The sequence below is a fragment of the Pantoea sp. PGP6 genome (genome assembly GCF_053474785.1).
Genome location: NZ_JBQBMA010000001.1, coordinates 23,986 through 39,838, shown reverse-complemented (window position 1 = coordinate 39,838; position 15,853 = coordinate 23,986). Strand labels below are relative to the sequence as shown.

At 57.7% G+C, this 15,853-nt stretch carries 15 protein-coding genes; 9 read left to right on the top strand and 6 right to left on the bottom strand.

From position 1 onward, the window contains the following. Nucleotides 1–545 precede the first annotated feature (545 nt). A complete protein-coding gene (locus ACLIBF_RS00185; RefSeq protein ID WP_069728651.1) occupies nt 546–1,997 on the top strand; it encodes a sugar porter family MFS transporter in 1,452 nt (483 codons plus the stop codon). Between the two features lie 31 nt (nt 1,998–2,028). On the opposite strand, the gene ACLIBF_RS00180 is transcribed toward ACLIBF_RS00185, so the two are convergent. The 6 genes from ACLIBF_RS00180 to ACLIBF_RS00155 all read right to left on the bottom strand — a co-directional run bounded on the left by ACLIBF_RS00180 (nt 2,029) and on the right by ACLIBF_RS00155 (nt 7,831). Then, nucleotides 2,029–3,162 (bottom strand): ROK family protein, encoded by a 1,134-nt coding sequence (locus ACLIBF_RS00180; protein ID WP_448309098.1) that lies wholly within the window; start codon nt 3,160–3,162, stop codon nt 2,029–2,031. 128 nt (nt 3,163–3,290) lie between these two features. Continuing rightward, a complete protein-coding gene (locus ACLIBF_RS00175; RefSeq protein WP_448309096.1) occupies nt 3,291–4,802 on the bottom strand; it encodes a sodium:solute symporter family protein in 1,512 nt (503 codons plus the stop codon). 190 nt (nt 4,803–4,992) lie between these two features. Beyond that, the gene (gene dnaC, locus ACLIBF_RS00170) at nt 4,993–5,733 is read right to left on the bottom strand and encodes a DNA replication protein DnaC (protein WP_031376149.1); all 741 of its coding nucleotides are present in this window, start codon (nt 5,731–5,733) and stop codon (nt 4,993–4,995) included. Beyond that, nucleotides 5,733–6,269 carry a primosomal protein DnaT gene (dnaT, locus tag ACLIBF_RS00165; RefSeq protein WP_031376148.1) on the bottom strand — a complete coding sequence of 179 codons (537 nt, stop codon included), beginning with the start codon at nt 6,267–6,269 and terminating at the stop codon, nt 5,733–5,735. Before dnaT ends, dnaC begins: the two co-directional genes overlap by 1 nt. 107 nt (nt 6,270–6,376) lie before the next feature. Beyond that, on the bottom strand, nt 6,377–7,054 hold the full coding sequence (locus ACLIBF_RS00160; RefSeq protein ID WP_031376147.1) for a hypothetical protein: 678 nt from the start codon (nt 7,052–7,054) through the stop codon (nt 6,377–6,379). 75 nt (nt 7,055–7,129) lie between these two features. Continuing rightward, complete coding sequence (locus tag ACLIBF_RS00155; protein ID WP_069728648.1) at nt 7,130–7,831, bottom strand: autotransporter; 702 nt, start codon at nt 7,829–7,831, stop codon at nt 7,130–7,132. Between the two features lie 182 nt (nt 7,832–8,013). Here ACLIBF_RS00155 and ACLIBF_RS00150 point away from each other — a divergent pair, with 182 nt between their 5' ends. The 8 genes from ACLIBF_RS00150 to ghrB all read left to right on the top strand — a co-directional run bounded on the left by ACLIBF_RS00150 (nt 8,014) and on the right by ghrB (nt 15,802). After that, nucleotides 8,014–8,574, top strand: a complete 561-nt coding sequence (locus ACLIBF_RS00150) for a DNA-3-methyladenine glycosylase I (protein ID WP_031376145.1) — start codon at nt 8,014–8,016, stop codon at nt 8,572–8,574. A 116-nt stretch (nt 8,575–8,690) separates the two neighbouring features. Next, entirely contained in the window at nt 8,691–9,353 is a 663-nt protein-coding gene (locus ACLIBF_RS00145) for an OmpA family lipoprotein (protein ID WP_031376144.1), read from the top strand. 148 nt (nt 9,354–9,501) lie between these two features. After that, nucleotides 9,502–10,482, top strand: coding sequence for a LacI family DNA-binding transcriptional regulator (locus ACLIBF_RS00140; protein WP_031376143.1), 981 nt, complete (start codon nt 9,502–9,504; stop codon nt 10,480–10,482). A gap of 71 nt (nt 10,483–10,553) precedes the next feature. Next, nucleotides 10,554–11,579 (top strand): LacI family DNA-binding transcriptional regulator, encoded by a 1,026-nt coding sequence (locus ACLIBF_RS00135; RefSeq protein WP_089561641.1) that lies wholly within the window; start codon nt 10,554–10,556, stop codon nt 11,577–11,579. A 138-nt stretch (nt 11,580–11,717) separates the two neighbouring features. Beyond that, on the top strand, nt 11,718–12,464 hold the full coding sequence (locus ACLIBF_RS00130; protein WP_089561640.1) for a xylose isomerase: 747 nt from the start codon (nt 11,718–11,720) through the stop codon (nt 12,462–12,464). A gap of 9 nt (nt 12,465–12,473) precedes the next feature. Then, a complete protein-coding gene (locus ACLIBF_RS00125) occupies nt 12,474–13,427 on the top strand; it encodes a sugar kinase (RefSeq protein WP_031376140.1) in 954 nt (317 codons plus the stop codon). A gap of 33 nt (nt 13,428–13,460) precedes the next feature. Continuing rightward, the gene (locus ACLIBF_RS00120; protein ID WP_031376139.1) at nt 13,461–14,744 is read left to right on the top strand and encodes an MFS transporter; all 1,284 of its coding nucleotides are present in this window, start codon (nt 13,461–13,463) and stop codon (nt 14,742–14,744) included. 83 nt (nt 14,745–14,827) lie between these two features. After that, nucleotides 14,828–15,802, top strand: coding sequence for a glyoxylate/hydroxypyruvate reductase GhrB (gene ghrB / locus ACLIBF_RS00115; RefSeq protein ID WP_069728643.1), 975 nt, complete (start codon nt 14,828–14,830; stop codon nt 15,800–15,802). Nucleotides 15,803–15,853 lie beyond the last annotated feature (51 nt).

Sequence of the window (15,853 nt, the reverse complement as noted above, 5' to 3'; positions counted from 1 at the left end):
CCAGGCCGGTCCAGGTGATACTGGCCGACCGCTCGCCTCTAAATCCTATCGTTCATAAAAGCGGCGGGATGGAAATTATATTTCATCCGCCGGACAAAACCGACTCATCGGACCAAAGTCAGGCCAGCCGCCGACAGGGTGAATGGCATGGAATACTCATTATAACCTTATAAATCATCGGATTAATAAGCAACTTTTCCCCTCTCATCCTGTAGGCGTTTTTACGCCTCCCCCAGGCTTTCAGGCTGCTGTCAGCGGAAAAAATGTCGCTCGGCCAGCCCGCTGCCGTTGAGAAAAAACGGGCTCAGGCAGCATATTGCTGTTTATTATCCTGATTAATAACCCTTTTTATGATGGTTTTACCTCAGCGCCTCCACAAAATTTTCGAACCCCGCTCACATTTCCGAAAGAATTAATCCAAATTATCTGATTTAGAAAATATATTTCACTGGTGCTTGATCGCTGAAGCCCGTAAACCTCTGACAACTATGCCCCCTCTTTCTGAACCGTTTCGGTTCAGGCAGTAGAGAACAGGAGCCTGAAAAATGGAAACCCGGCAAAAACGCTACAACATGAAATATGTCATGCTCTGTTGCACCGTCGCCGCCTTTGGCGGTCTGCTGATGGGCTATGACTCGTCGATTATCTCCGGCGCCATCGAACCGCTCAGTGACTATTTTCAGCTCACCCCGGCAGAAACCGGCTGGGCGGTATCAAACATCCTGCTGGGCAGCCTGGTCGGCTGTTTTATTGCGCCAAAGCTCAGTGATAAATTCGGCCGCAAAAAATCGCTCGCGATTACTGCGCTGCTGTTTACCGCCTCGGTGGTTGGTACCGCAATCGCCCATAACTTTTTCACCTTTGTCGCGTTCCGTATCCTGGGCGGCCTGGCGATTGGTCTGGCGTCAGTGATCTCGCCGATTTATCTGGCGGAGCTGTCGCCGTCGAAATTTCGCGGCCGGACCAGCGCGCTCTACGCTGTCTGCTGCGTTGGTGGTCAATCGGTGGTGCTGCTGACTAACTATTTCATCAACAAATCGATGTTGCCCGAGGCGATGGTGGATATCGGCTGGCGTTACATTCTGGCTACCGCGCTGGTGCCCTGTGCGCTGTTCATCTTTTTCATTGCCTTTATCCCGGAATCACCACGCTGGAACGTGCTGAAAGGCAAAGATAAAGAAGCGCTGGATACCCTGAGCAAAATCTCTAACCCGGCGCACGCCGAGAGCGTATTCAATGAGATTAAGCACTCGTTTTCTGATGAAGCCGCCAGCCGCCATAAAGCCCGCTTCCGTCTGAATAAAACCACGCTGCCGCTGTTGATCATCGGTATTGGTCTGGCAGTCGGTAATCAGATCAGCGGCATCAACGTGATTCAGTATTTCGGCCCGACGCTGCTGAAAAATGTCTCCGGCAGCACCGATTCGGCGCTACTACAGACTTTCTGGCTGTCAGTCTGCCAGTTTGTCGGCGTGCTGATGGGGATGGCGCTGATCGATAAGGTCGGACGGCGTAAGCTATTGCTGCTGGGGGCGATCACCTCTGCCATTTTCCTCGCCTATACCTTTATCGCGTTCTATTACCGCCTGCCGGGTCTGCTGGCGGTGGTGGGATTGTTTGCCTATATGGTGTTCTTTGGTATGACCTGGGGACAGATTGTCTGGACCGTGCTGGGCGAGCTGTTTCCCACGGAAATCCGATCAATCTGCGTCGGCATCTCAATCTGTGCCATGTCGGTGGCGAACTTTATTATCAGCACCACCTTTCCGATTCTCAACAGCAACACCGTGCTGCTGGAGACGTTCCACGGCGGCTTCCCGCTGCTGCTGTTCGCGCTGTTTTCGCTCGGCATGTACTTCTTCACCTTCCGCTACCTGCCGGAAACGGCCGGAATGCCGCTGGAGAAAATCCACGCACGCGTACTGGAGAAGTTTAATATCGACCCACGCGAAGCGGACGAGACGGTTAGCGTGCCGGTAAGTGACGTCCGATCATAAAAAGGCAGCACTCGCTGCCTTATCTGGCGGGTTAACCGACCCGCTGTTCGGCCTGCTCAATCACCGCCAGCGCCAGCCCATTGGCCGGATCGATGCGGTTTTCAAGGAAAAGCAGCTGGGTATGGGCGGCGGTAAAGGCGAGGGCGCTGGCCTGGGTGGTATCGCGCACCGCCTTGCAAAAGGCCGGGCTGGCGCTCCACGGACAATCGATCATGATGGTCGCCGGATTGAGCAGCAGCATGATCTGACTCAGCGCCGCACCCAGATAGCTACCAGCCTGCGCCATCACCTCATCCACTATTCGCGGTGCGCTGTCGCGGTTCTGCCAGCTCAGGCCGGGCTGGCGCTGCGCCAGCTGCTGTTGCACTGCCGGCTGGCTGATTAACGCCTCAAGGCAGCCCCGTCGGCCGCAACTGCAGCGCGGGCCGTCAGGCTGAACGGTCAGGTGGCCCGCCTCACCGGCGGTCCAGCTGTGTCCGGTAAAAACTTCGCCGTGCTGCACCTGCGCCCCGCCAATCCCCTCTGAGATGCGCAGATAAAAGTGGCCGCTGTCGACGGAGAGCCCGCGCTGCTGTACTGCCAGCAGCGCAGCGGCCTTTACGTTGTTCATGATGCGGATCGGTAGCCGTACCTGCTTCCGCAGCGCGGTCAGCAGATCCACATCCTGCCAGTCGAGGTGTGATGAGAGATGCATCCAGCCGCGCCGGGGATCAACGATGCCGGTAAAGCCGAGGCCGATCCCCAGCAAATCGGGGTAGCGCTCGGCCAGCTCACGACACAGCATCGACAGCTCAGCCAGCAGCCGGGTCGGATTTTCAGTGTCGGTACGCAGCGTCTGTTCGGCCAGTACCTGAGAAAAGTAGTCGCAGACCCGCCAGTGAATCACATTGCGTTCCACCATTACGCCTGCGCTCTTCAGCTTCTCCGGGCGCAGGGTAATCTCGATTTTAGGGCGTCCTGCTGCTGCCACGCTGACCGGTCCCAGCTCCTCAATTAACTCCTGCTCCAGCAAATCATCAATGATCAGTGAGACGGTATTTTTGCTGAGCGATAAGGTCTGGGCCAGATCCTGGCGCGAGGTGATGCGCAGTTTTCGCAACTGCGTCATGACCCGCTTTTGGTTGTTAAGTCGCAGTAACGCGGGACCTTTTCCGTTCGCTTTCATGGCGAATTCACCCACCAGAGGAGAAAGAATTCAGTGTATCAGCCCGTACGTATTCGTCATCCCACACTTTTGCGTGCTATTTCACACAACCAGGCGAGATCCGGCCGATGGGTCGGCGTCTGAGCGGCTTAACTCAGGGTTTTATGCCGCCAGACCGCTTCCGGCGATGCCGAACGATCCTGATTAAGCGCGCTCAGCAGCACATCGACCTGTGGGCTGACGGGCGAGCGACGCAGCCAGCCGAGCAGGGTAAACAGCAACAGCGATGACAATACCGGTGCCGCCACCTGAGTCGCCAGGCTGGCATCGTCAATCACAAACCGCACGAAGAAGAAGGTCCCGACGCCTGCCGCCCAACTGACCAGCGCTGCGGTGCTGCCAGATCGACGGAAAGCGGGCAGCAAACCCAGCAGCATCGGGATCGATATCGGCCCGACCAGCCCGCCAAACCAGATAACCAGTAGCGACAATACGCCGCCGAACCGGCTGGCATTCAGGGCAATCACCAGGGTGGTGATAATAAACAGGAAGGTGGTGCAGCGTGCCACCCGCAGCGAACTCTGGCCGCGAGGAAAGGCACGCGGCCAGATGGTGGGCAGAATATCGCGGGTCACCACCGCCGTAATGGCGTTGGCGTCAGACGAGGTCATTGAGAGGGTATGGGTGAACATCGCAACCAGCATCAGCCCGATCAGCCCGTCAGGCAGTAACTGCATCGCCATCAGCGACCAGGCGCGTGACGGGTCGGCCAGATTGGGAAACAGCAGCGGTGCAGCCCACATCGGCCAGAACAGCACCAGCGGCCAGATCAGGTAGAGGGCGGCAGAGAGCAGTGCCGCCTTGCGCGCTTCGCGTCCGTCCGGTGCGGCAATAAACCGCTGCGCCAGGTTCCAGGTTCCGCCGTTGTAGCTCAGGGTGTAGATCAGCAGGTAGGCAAAGATAAAGCCAGTGGTGTAAGGACCTTGCACAATCTGAAGGTGGCTGGCCGGTAGCCGATCCCAGATAGTCAACAGCGCGCCGATGCCGCCGAGCTGAAGTCCAACCGCCACCAGCATCACAATGGCGGCGACAAACTGCACGATGAACTGACCAAAATCGTTGCAGGCATCGGCCCACAGTCCGCCGATCACGCTGTAAAACAGACTTAATCCGCCTGCAATGCAGATGCCGAACAGCGGGTCGAGACCGGTGAAGACGTTAATAATCACCGCGATGGCAGCCCATTTGGCCCCGACATCTACCGTTTTCAGCAGCACGCCGCTGCACGCCAGCACCATCTGGGTCGGCAGGTTATAGCGGGTCAGCAGATACTCGGTGGGGGATTCAATCTGCATGTAACGACGCAGCCTGGCCCAGCGCGGGGCAAACAGCGAGGAGCCGATAAATACCGCCAGCGAAATAGGCAGCGCCCACCAGAACCAGATCGTAATGCCCATGTTGTAAGCCACCGCGCCGTAGGCAACAAAAACCGCGGCGCTGTAGCCAGACATATGATGGGAAACGCCGGAGAGCCACCAGGGCATCCGGCCACCGGCAGTAAAGAAGTCACGGGTATTGCCGACCCTGCGCATCGCCCACAGCGTGATCAGCACAATCATCAGCGCGTAGAGCGCTATTACAGCGTAATCGAGCAGGCTCATGGCTGACTCCACCGGGTCACTCGCCTGTCCGGCAATCCGGCGGCGCAGCGCGGGAGGCAGACCAACAGCAGGGTGACTGAAAACGAATCGATCCGGCGGCGTTACGCAGGCTAAGCGCAGAGGTGACGCTCAGCCGTGTGGGTAGTCCGGCGGGCAATACAGCAGGCTGCCCGCCGCAGCGGGCAGGGTATTAATATTCGTCGCCACGCACCCGGCTGCGATAACTTTCCCAGTCGAAGCGCACCCACAGGCTGTTGCCGAGGCGCATCCGGTCCATGACGCGTTCGCCAAGCAGGGTGTTCATCTCATTTGGATTAAGGTTGGTTAACATGCCGGTTGGGCGCTTCGACGAGGAGCGGCGATCGACAATCTGGTTGATGATCACTTTTTCGTAGCGGGATTCGCTCTGCATGCCGATCTCATCAATCACCAGCAGGTCAACGCTGCTGAGATCCTGAAGCAGTCGCTCTTCAGTAATGCCGCTGCTGCCGCTGAAGGTGCCCTTCATGCTCGACATCAGATCGGCGACCGTCACAATCAGCACGCTTTTACCGCGCAGGATCAGGTCGTTGCCAATTGCGGCTGCCAGATGATTTTTACCGGTGCCGGGGCGGCCCGAAAAGACAAAGCTGGCGATGCTACCCTCGAATTCGGCCGCATACTGTCGCGCTTGTTCCAGTGCCTTACGCTGGCCTTCATTTTCGACACGGTAGTTGTCGAAAGAACAGTTAATATGCAGTTCGCGAATACCGGATCGGCCCATAATGCGCTGCATTTTCATTGCGCGATTCTCACGCACGATGGCTTCAGAGCGCAAACGGCCTTGTTCCTGGTTCCAGGCCAAAAGTTCTTCACCATTAGTGAACTTTGGTCGGGTACCTGCGGGCATCATTCTTTTCAGGCGACTAAAGAGATCGTTTGGCGTTTTCATTATTCACCTCGGAAACCATCGGGAATATCGTAGTCAGTACTGCTGATTTGAGTGATATCGCGCTTCGGTTGCCCGCCGTTGGCGGCACGGTTCATCTGGATGCTTCGCGCCAGCTTTTGTTGCCACTGAACATGGTGAAACAGCCGGCCCTCTGCCTGCCAGTAGGCGACGAAAGCAGCCAGCTCGCTGGCAGTAACCGGTTCGCTGAGCGCCACGCCCCAGATGGCGGCCTGGCGGGTAAAATCTGCGTCTGGCTGCCAGCCAGCATACATCGCGAACTTACCAACCGGCGCAGAGATTGCCGCAGGCGCATCGTCATACAGGCTGTCATCCAGCGCCACATCATTTGGCTGTCGGGCAGCGGCTTCCAGCGCCAGTAACTGCGCCAGACGCGCCGGGGTGATGGCGTACATCACCGGCGCGTAATCCTCTAATACCGCCAGCGTACCGTTTTCCGCCTGTTGCAGCGCGGTCAGCGGGTCCTGACGGAAGGCATCCAGGCCAATGAGCGTTGAAGTTAAGATTTTGACTGACATGAAAAGACCTGAGGTTAACGAACACCTTGCGCCGGGGCAGTGCCGCCGACGCAGAAGTATTTATTGTACCTTTTTTAACGTTGTGGATCGCTCAAAAAGCGCGACCATTATGAGTGAGAGGTCACCGGGGAGGTTGCATGACGGGCAGAGGCGGGTTGGGTCGCACTGACGGCAACGGCAACCGGGCGGGTTTGCCATAAATAGCGCACCGAGGCCAGCCAGCACAGGCCGTAACCCAGCAGTTCGGTTCCCTCTTCCGCCATGTTTTTAACCACACGGTTATAATCGCCCAGCATCAGGTGCTGCCACAGCGAATGAATGCCAAACAGGCGGGAAAAGACCAGCACCACCAGAAAGCCGGAGGCCATCACCGGCCAGCTACGGTGCTGCAGCAGTCTGGCCAGCGCGTGCAGGGTTTTTTTCGGCGTCCGCAGCGCGACCGCAAGGCATCCGGCAGTCACCGCCAGCGCGAACCAGATCCAGCTGCCGTGCTGGATGGTATCAAACACAAAGTCGAGTTCGCGGATCAGCATGCAGCTATAGAAGCCCGCCACTAAGGTCAGCGCACCACGCTGCGCCGGACGGCGCTGAGCGGCAATAAAGAACAGGGCGGCGATCACCGCCAGCATGATTTCCTGGGTGGTTTCAGTAAAAGAGGTTTCGTGCAGCGCATCATTCATCCAGGCCACATCAATATAGATGGGCAATATCATCAGAGCGAGAAAGAGTGCTGCCAGTATGAAGACCGTTATTTCACGGCCAATAATTGTCAAATCGTTGCGCATAGTGTTACCAGTATAATGATTAGCGGACTCATTATATTTTAAACGCTCAACGCCCTTTCTCTTTTTATGCCCCGCTCAGAAGCTGGCGCTGATGCCGAGGCTATACAGCAACGGCTCATCACCATTCAGCGCACTGTTTTGTGAAAACGAAGCGAAAGCCGCCAGATTACTGTTCAGCGGCAGCTGCGCGCCGACGCTGAGATCGATTCCGCTCTCCTGACGGGTCCCGATCGCCGCATCGCGCCGATCGTTTTGTGGCGATTCCGCCAGTGGATGGCTGTAGCTCAGCTGGGCCCACGGCGTAATCCATCCCTGCTGCATATCGACACGCCAGCCGACGCTGGCAATCTGCTCACGGCTCTGCTGATCGCTGTAATCGCACTGCAGACAGTTCATCTGCGGCGGATCGACCGCATATTGCGCCACGGGACCGGTAGTGAAGGATTCGCCAACCGGCAGATCGACCCCGGCGCGATAGCGTTTTCCCAGCGGCGTGCTGCCGACGATGCCGGTTTCACTGTGCAACTCTACCGGCAGGGCTGCCGGAGAATTGAGCGCAGCCTCGAACAGAGCGCGATTTTCGTCACTGAAGTCGAGCGAGGTGCGGGAGATCTTCTCTGCCAGAATGGTGTTGTAGTCGGGCGGCGGTGTGACGATCGCGGGCGCAGCAAAGTCGCCGCCCCAGGCAAAGGTCGGTTGCGTCAACAGTAACAGTCCTGCACCACACCAGCCGCGTATCCGATAGCGCTGGTCTCTCCACCCACTTTTCTGCAACATACGATCTCCAGTCGGGGCTGAAGTTATTCCCGGGGAAGCTGGATTAACCACCGGTTTGCGATCTTGTTTTACCCGTCGTTATATAACCCATCGTCGTATAGCCGTTAGTTGTTTAACTATTAACCGATTGTTTCTAAGATCAAGCGGCCCGATAAAATATTTCCGCGATAAGGAATCAGATAATGCAACGATGTGGCTGGGTGACCCAGGATCCCCTCTATCTGGCATACCACGATACCGAATGGGGCGTGGCGCAAACCGACAAGCGCGCGCTGTTTGAGATGCTCTGCCTGGAAGGGCAGCAAGCGGGATTATCCTGGATCACCGTATTGAAAAAGCGACAGAATTACCGTGCGGCGTTTCACCATTTTGATCCACAGGCGATTGCCTTAATGGATCAGCAGGCGGTTGAGGCGCTGATGCATAACAGCGGCATTATTCGCCATTCAGGCAAAATCGCCGCGATCATCGCGAATGCGCGCGCGTTTCTGGCGATGGAAGCCCAAGGGGAAGATTTTGCCCGCTTCGTCTGGCAATTTGTCGATAATGCGCAAATTGTCCATCATCATCCCGACTATAAGCTGGCACCCACCACCTCAGCGCACGCCATTGCGCTCTCTAAGGCGCTTAAGCAGCGTGGTTTTAAATTCATCGGCCCGACAATCTGTTATTCGTTTATGCAGGCCTGCGGGCTGATAAACGATCATCAGACCAGCTGTTTTTGCCATCCTGACAATCTTTAAGCGCGATTGCTGAAAAATTAAGACTTTCCCTCACCCCTTTCCTCACTTTTACGCGGCATAATCGTGCCGCTTATGGGGACAGTTTTCCCCTGTGTGTCGAACGTAAGGGAACAAAAATGCAGAAGAAATTAGTCGCGATTACCTTGTTATTAAGCGGAAGCCTGGTCCTGTCTGGCTGTACCACCAATCCTTACACCGGCGAATCGCAGGCGGGTAAGTCAGGCGTGGGTGCCGGTCTGGGTGCTTTAGTGGGTGCCGGCGTGGGCGTGCTCTCCTCATCGAAGAAAGATCGCGGTAAAGGCGCGTTGATTGGCGCAGCCGGCGGTGCAGCGCTGGGTGGCGGTGTCGGTTACTACATGGACGTGCAGGAAGCGAAGCTGCGCGACAAGATGCGCGGTACCGGCGTCAGCGTGACCCGTGAAGGCGATAACATCGTCCTCAACATGCCGAATAACGTGACGTTCGACTCCAACAGCAGTAACCTGAAGCCAGCGGGGGCGAATACCCTGACGGGCGTTTCGATGGTGCTAAAAGAGTATCCAAAAACAGCGGTAAACGTGGTGGGTTATACCGACAGCACCGGAACGCGCGCGCTGAATATGCGTCTGTCACAGCAGCGCGCCGACAGTGTCGCCAGCGCGCTGATTGTGCAGGGCGTCGCCAGCAATCGTCTGCGGACTCAGGGCGCAGGCCCGGATAATCCGGTCGCCAGCAACAGTACCGAAGCCGGAAAAGCGCAAAACCGTCGGGTTGAAATTACCCTTAGCCCGCTCGGTTAATGGGTGTCGCCCCCGCTCGGGGGCGCATTCATCCCGCTGACATTTTCTGTAAATATCAGCGTTAAAGGTTCCAGTAACGCATCTGCTGATAGAGCCACTTCAGGCTTTATGTTAGCCTGATCAAAATTTGATCAGCGAGTCATCTCTTATGTCACTTAAAGCAATTGCAGCGGCATTAGGACTTTCTGTCACCACGGTCAGCCGCGCGCTCAATGGTTACGAAGATGTCGCGCAGGAAACCCGTAAACGGATTGAAGAAGAAGCGCAGCGTCGCGGTTACCGGCCCAATGCTGCTGCCCGCCGTCTGAAAACCGGGCGTGCTAACGCGGTAGGTCTGGTTTATCCGGTCAGCGCGCCGCCGCTGAGCGACGGTCACTTCAGTGAGATGCTGCTGGCGCTGGATCAACGGCTTGCTCACCATGAAATCGACCTGCTGCTGCTGGCGGATAAGCCGCACAGCCAGCCGCTGTTAACCCGTCTGCTGCGCAGCCGCGCGGTCGATGCCATCATCGTCACCCATATCACCCCGCAGGACCGGCGACTGGCGTATCTGCTACAGACCGATTTTCGTTTTCTGGCGCTGGGCCGCAGCGATCTGCCACAGGATTACGCCTGGTTTGATGTCGACCACGCAGCCGGTTCGCAACTGGCGGTCGCCTATTGCCTGTCACAGGGCAGAGAGAAAATTGCCTGGCTCGGCAGCAACGAAAACAGCACCCGGATTCGCGATCGTCGCCAGGGCTATCTGGATGCGCTGGGCACCCTTGCGCCTTATGCGCAGGCCGCGATGCCCGCTTCGCGCCGCGCCGGCTACCAGCAGACCTGTGCCTGGCTGGCAGAGGAAAACCCGCCTGATGCGATTATCACCGACTGCGGACCGCTGGCAGAAGGGGCGATGGTGGCGCTGCAACAGGCAGGCCGGGCGACGGGCAACCACGCTATTTCGCTGATCGGCTGGGATGGACTGCCGCGCGATGCGATTCTCGATCATCCCATTATCACCATACGACAGGCGGCGCAGCATCAGGTCGGCGAGCAGCTGGCAGAGATGGTATTACAGCTGCTGAAAGGCACGTCGCCGCAGCAATTACAGACGTTGTGGCAGCCGTGGCTGCAATTACCGCCGTAGCGTCGGGGCTTTTTGCGACTGGACGCGGCTGTGCTAGTCTCTGCCTGGTTTCTACTTTTGCAGGATATTTCATGAAAATCAGGCCGCCTCGCGCCACCATTAGCGATGTTGCTCACGCGGCACGAACCGGAAAAACCAGCGTTTCACGCTACCTCAATGGTGAGCTGCATCTTCTTTCAGCCGATCTCAAAGCCCGGATTGAGCAGGCTATTGCCGATCTCAGCTATCGGCCAAGCCAGATGGCGCGCGGCCTGAAGCGCGGCCGCACCCGCCTGATAGGGCTGATCATCGCCGACATCACCAATCCCTATTCAGTTGACGTGATGAGTGGCATTGAAGCCGCCTGCCGCGAGCAGGGCTTCACCCTGCTGATGTGTAACACCAACAACGAAGTGGACCTGGAACAGCATTATCTGCAACTGCTGAGCAGCTATCAGGTGGAAGGCATTGTGGTGAATGCGGTGGGAATGCGCGAAGAGGTGCTGAGCCATCTGCAACAATCTTTGCTGCCAATGGTGCTGATTGACCGAAAAATCCCGGATTTTCCCTGCGACGTGGTCGGGCTGAATAATGCCGAAGCGGCGGAGACCGCGACGCGTCATCTGGTCGATAACGGTTACGACGCGCTGCTGTTTCTGAGTGAGCCGCTGGGCAGCGTCAACACCCGACGTGAGCGTTTGCAGGCTTTCCGCCAGGTACTGACGGCTTATCCGCAGGTGCAGCATGAGAATGCGGAGCTGGCGCTGCATCAACCCGCCGCGCTTGATCAGGCGCTGCGCGCCTTTCATCAACGTCACGCAGGCAAACGCAGCGCGGTAATGGTGGCCAACGGCGCGCTGACGTTGCAGGTGGCGCGATCGCTGCAGCGGATCAATCTGCACTGGGGCAGCGATATCGGCCTGCTTGGCTTCGATGAGCTGGAGTGGGCCGCGCTGGCGGGCGTCGGGATCACCACGCTGAAACAGCCCACCTGGCAGATCGGTTACAGCGCGCTGCAACGAGTGATTGCGCGCATCGAAAGCAGCGATCTGCCGGTCGCCGAACAGGTCTTCTCTGGCGAACTGATTGTTCGCGGTTCCAGCCAGCCTCTGCGCTAATTTTCAGACTTTTACTCATCCCCTGCGTGCTCGCTTCGTGAGCACGATCATAAATTCATTGTTTGCTGCTTTGCTTTGGAACCGGTTCCATCTAGGGTTTTTAAAGAACTTAAGGCGAAAGCCTCGATGGAGCACAACATGAAGCCAGACATTATCGTGGTCACCGCCGCTTACGGCCATTCGCAGATCGCCGCGCTCGGCGGTCAGACGGCACTGCTGCCGATCATTCAGCAGGCGGGCGCTGACGGCGTTGAAATCCGTCGTGAACTGTGTGATCAGGCCACGCTGGCCGATCTGCCTGCCCTGGCCGCCGCGGTGGCACAGCATCAGCTGCACGCCAGTTATTCGGTGCCGGATACGCTGTTTTGTGACGACGGTGACGTAAATCCGCGCATAACTCACTACTTTGAAGAAGCACGCCAGTTAAACGCACAGCGTCTCAAGCTGGCGCTGGGTCACTTCACCGGCACGCTTCCGGCGTCGTTGTCGTCACTGCTGGCTGACCAGCCACTGTCGCTGACGGTGGAAAACGATCAGACCGAGCACGGCAAGCTCGCCGCCAGCGTGCAGTTTTTCGCTGCGGTCCGCGCAGCCGGACTGCCGATCAGCATGACGTTTGATATGGGTAACTGGTGCTGGACCGGCGAAGATGCCGCCCGGGCCGCGCAACAGCTGGCGGCGCAGGTCGGTTATATCCACGTGAAAGCAGCGATCCCGCATCACGACAGCTACCGGGCAATCGCGCTGGATGAAGCCGATGACGGCTGGCGCGCCCTGCTGCAACAGCTGCCCGCTACGGCTCCGCGTGGGATTGAGTTTCCGCTGGAAGGCGAGGACCTGACTGCGGTCACGCGCCATTATGTGTCGCTGCTGCGCAACGTTTAAGGAGTGAAGATGACTACGCATCACAACGGTACGCTTGATGTTGTCACTATCGGGGAAGCGATGGCGATGTTTATCGCCCGTGAAACCGGCGACCTGGCCGCCGCGGAAACCTTTGTTAAACGCGCGGCAGGTGCGGAACTGAATGTGGCGACTGGCCTGGCGCGTCTCGGCCTTAAAACAGGCTGGGTCAGCCGCGTCGGGGATGACGCCTTTGGCCGCTTTATCTGCCAACAGCTGGAGAAAGAGGGGATTGATCATCGCCAGGTGACGGTGGATAACCGTTATCCGACCGGTTTCCAGCTTAAATCCAAAGTGGATGATGGCTCCGATCCGCTGGTGGAGTATTTCCGTAAAGGCTCGGCCGCCAGCCATCTGTCGGTAGACGATTTCGACGCGGACTACTTTGGCTCGGCACGCCATCTGCATCTGAGCGGCGTGGCGGCTGCGCTCTCCGACAGTTCGCTGGCGCTGCTGAAACATGCGGCAAAAGAGATGCGTGCGCGCGGCAAAACCATTTCGTTCGACCCTAACCTGCGGCCGGTGCTGTGGCGCAGCGAAGAGGAGATGCGTACTCAGCTTAATCTGCTGGCAGAGTACGCCGACTGGGTGCTGCCTGGCGAGAAAGAGGGACTGATTCTGACCGGTTATCGTCAACCGGAAGCGATTGCCGACTTCTACCTCGATAAAGGGGTGAAAGCGGTGGTGATTAAAACCGGCTGTGACGGTGCTTGGTATAAAACCGCCAGCGGCGAAAAAGGTCAGGTTGCCGCGATCAAAGTCGATAACGTGGTGGACACCGTGGGCGCTGGCGACGGATTTGCCGTTGGCGTGATCAGTGCGCTGCTGGAAGGTCTGAGCCTGCCGCAGGCGATTCAGCGCGGCAACAAAATTGGTTCGATGGCGATTCAGGTGATTGGCGACAGCGAAGGTCTGCCGACGCGTCAGCAACTCGGCGACGCGTAGCCCGCGCCTCACATATTGACACAGGAGTTCTCGATGAAAACGCAGACAATCGCGCCAAAACGCTGGTGGTTCATCATGCCCATCGTGTTTATCACCTACAGCCTGGCCTATCTTGACCGTGCTAATTTTAGCTTTGCTTCGGCGGCGGGGATAAACGACGATCTCGGCATTACCAAAGGTATGTCCTCTCTGCTGGGTGCCCTGTTCTTCCTCGGCTACTTCTTCTTCCAGATCCCTGGGGCGATCTACGCCGAACGCCGCAGCGTCAAGAAACTGATTTTCTGGTGCCTGATTCTGTGGGGCGGCTGCGCCTCGCTGACCGGCATCGTCAGCAATATTCCGATGCTGGCGGCGATCCGCTTTATCCTCGGGGTAGTTGAAGCTGCGGTGATGCCAGCCATGCTGATCTACATCAGTAACTGGTTCACCAAATCTGAACGGTCACGCGCTAACACCTTCCTGATCCTCGGTAACCCGGTGACGGTGCTGTGGATGTCGGTGGTGTCAGGTTATCTGATCGAATCCTTCGGCTGGCGTGAAATGTTCATTTTCGAAGGGATTCCGGCCGTTGTCTGGGCCATCGCCTGGTGGTTTATGGTGCAGGACAAACCGGCACAGGCGCGCTGGATGAGTGATGCAGAGAAAGCCGCACTGCAGGCGGAACTGCAAAAAGAGCAGGACAATATCAAAGCGGTGCGTAACTACAGTGAAGCGTTCCGTAATCGCAATGTGATTATTCTTTGCCTGCAATATTTTGCCTGGAGCATTGGCGTTTACGGCTTCGTGCTGTGGCTGCCATCGATTCTGCGTAACGGTACCCAGATGGGAATGGTTGAAGCTGGCTGGCTGTCAGCGGTGCCGTATCTGGCGGCAACCATTGCGATGGTGGTGGTCTCGTGGGCCTCTGATAAGACGCAAAACCGTAAGCTGTTTGTCTGGCCACTGCTGCTGATCGGCGCGCTGGCGTTCCTCGGTTCTTATCTGGTGGGATCGGGCAACTTCTGGCTCTCCTACACCCTGTTAGTGATTGCCGGTGCAGCGATGTACGCCCCTTACGGTCCGTTCTTCGCCATTATTCCTGAGATGCTGCCGCGCAATGTTTCCGGCGGGGCGATGGCGCTGATCAACAGTATGGGCGCGCTCGGCTCGTTTATCGGATCGTGGATTGTCGGCTATCTTAATGGTGCGACCGGCAGCCCGTCCGCGTCTTACATCTTTATGGGATCGGCGCTGCTGGTGTCGGTGTGGCTGACGCTGATTGTTAAACCGGCGCAGAACAAGACGACGCCGCCGCTGCACGGGGCGAAACACGCCTGAAAGCGTAAGCCCAGACGTTAGCCCTCATTTTCCGGGCGGCCTGAGCGCCGCCCGTCACTTATTTAATGACCGGGAGCCACCGAATGAAACCCGCTGTGATTCTGTATAAAAAACTGCCCGACGATTTGCGCGCGCGCCTGGCGGCGCATGCCGAAGTGACTGAAATCAGCGATCTGTCACCTGCCAGCCAGCAGCAACACGCTGCGGCGCTGGCCCAGGCCGAAGGCCTGCTGGGATCAGGCGGTAAAGTGAATGGCGAACTGCTGGCGAAAATGCCAAAACTGCGCGCCTGCTCCAGCGTCTCGGTCGGTTATGACAATTTTGACGTCGAGGCGCTGAATCAGCGTCACGTGGTACTGATGCACACCCCGACCGTGCTGACGGAAACCGTCGCCGATACCATCATGGCGCTGGTGCTGAGCACCGCGCGTCGGGTGCCGGAACTGGACGCCTGGGTAAAAGCGGGCAACTGGCAGAAGAGCATCGGTCCGGAGCGTTTTGGCATCGACGTGCACCATAAAACGCTGGGTATCCTCGGTATGGGCCGCATCGGCATGGCGCTGGCCCAGCGCGCCCACTTTGGCTTTGGCATGAAAATCCTCTACAACGCACGCCGCGAGCATCAGGAAGCGCAGACGCGGTTTGGCGCAGAGCGCTGCGAACTGGAGACGCTGCTGAAGCAGAGCGACTTTGTCTGCATCAGCCTGCCGCTGACTGAACAGACCCATCATCTGATCGGGGCAGAGCAAATCACTCTGATGAAGCCGGAAGCGGTGCTGATCAACGCTGGTCGCGGACCGGTGGTGGATGAAAACGCGCTGATCGCTGCTCTGCAGGCGGGAAAACTGCACGCCGCCGGGCTGGATGTGTTCGAGAAAGAGCCGCTGCCGGCCGATTCTCCGCTGCTGTCGCTGCCCAATGTGGTGACGCTGCCGCACATCGGTTCCGCGACTCACGAAACCCGCTACGGCATGATGCTGGATGCCGTGGATAATCTGATCGCTGCGCTCAGCGGTAAGGTCGATAAAAACTGTGTTAACCCGCAGGCGCTGAAGTAATCCCTGCGCCTTCCCATTGCGCCCGCCGGTGGCGGGCGTTATGGTGGACCC

What these genes read in the sequence shown, in the direction of transcription:
- ACLIBF_RS00185 (WP_069728651.1), top strand. Translation starts at nt 546, where the DNA reads ATGGAAACCCGGCAAAAACGCTACAACATGAAATATGTCATGCTCTGT.
- ACLIBF_RS00180 (WP_448309098.1), bottom strand. Translation starts at nt 3,162, where the DNA reads ATGAAAGCGAACGGAAAAGGTCCCGCGTTACTGCGACTTAACAACCAA.
- ACLIBF_RS00175 (WP_448309096.1), bottom strand. Translation starts at nt 4,802, where the DNA reads ATGAGCCTGCTCGATTACGCTGTAATAGCGCTCTACGCGCTGATGATT.
- dnaC (WP_031376149.1), bottom strand. Translation starts at nt 5,733, where the DNA reads ATGAAAACGCCAAACGATCTCTTTAGTCGCCTGAAAAGAATGATGCCC.
- dnaT (WP_031376148.1), bottom strand. Translation starts at nt 6,269, where the DNA reads ATGTCAGTCAAAATCTTAACTTCAACGCTCATTGGCCTGGATGCCTTC.
- ACLIBF_RS00160 (WP_031376147.1), bottom strand. Translation starts at nt 7,054, where the DNA reads ATGCGCAACGATTTGACAATTATTGGCCGTGAAATAACGGTCTTCATA.
- ACLIBF_RS00155 (WP_069728648.1), bottom strand. Translation starts at nt 7,831, where the DNA reads ATGTTGCAGAAAAGTGGGTGGAGAGACCAGCGCTATCGGATACGCGGC.
- ACLIBF_RS00150 (WP_031376145.1), top strand. Translation starts at nt 8,014, where the DNA reads ATGCAACGATGTGGCTGGGTGACCCAGGATCCCCTCTATCTGGCATAC.
- ACLIBF_RS00145 (WP_031376144.1), top strand. Translation starts at nt 8,691, where the DNA reads ATGCAGAAGAAATTAGTCGCGATTACCTTGTTATTAAGCGGAAGCCTG.
- ACLIBF_RS00140 (WP_031376143.1), top strand. Translation starts at nt 9,502, where the DNA reads ATGTCACTTAAAGCAATTGCAGCGGCATTAGGACTTTCTGTCACCACG.
- ACLIBF_RS00135 (WP_089561641.1), top strand. Translation starts at nt 10,554, where the DNA reads ATGAAAATCAGGCCGCCTCGCGCCACCATTAGCGATGTTGCTCACGCG.
- ACLIBF_RS00130 (WP_089561640.1), top strand. Translation starts at nt 11,718, where the DNA reads ATGAAGCCAGACATTATCGTGGTCACCGCCGCTTACGGCCATTCGCAG.
- ACLIBF_RS00125 (WP_031376140.1), top strand. Translation starts at nt 12,474, where the DNA reads ATGACTACGCATCACAACGGTACGCTTGATGTTGTCACTATCGGGGAA.
- ACLIBF_RS00120 (WP_031376139.1), top strand. Translation starts at nt 13,461, where the DNA reads ATGAAAACGCAGACAATCGCGCCAAAACGCTGGTGGTTCATCATGCCC.
- ghrB (WP_069728643.1), top strand. Translation starts at nt 14,828, where the DNA reads ATGAAACCCGCTGTGATTCTGTATAAAAAACTGCCCGACGATTTGCGC.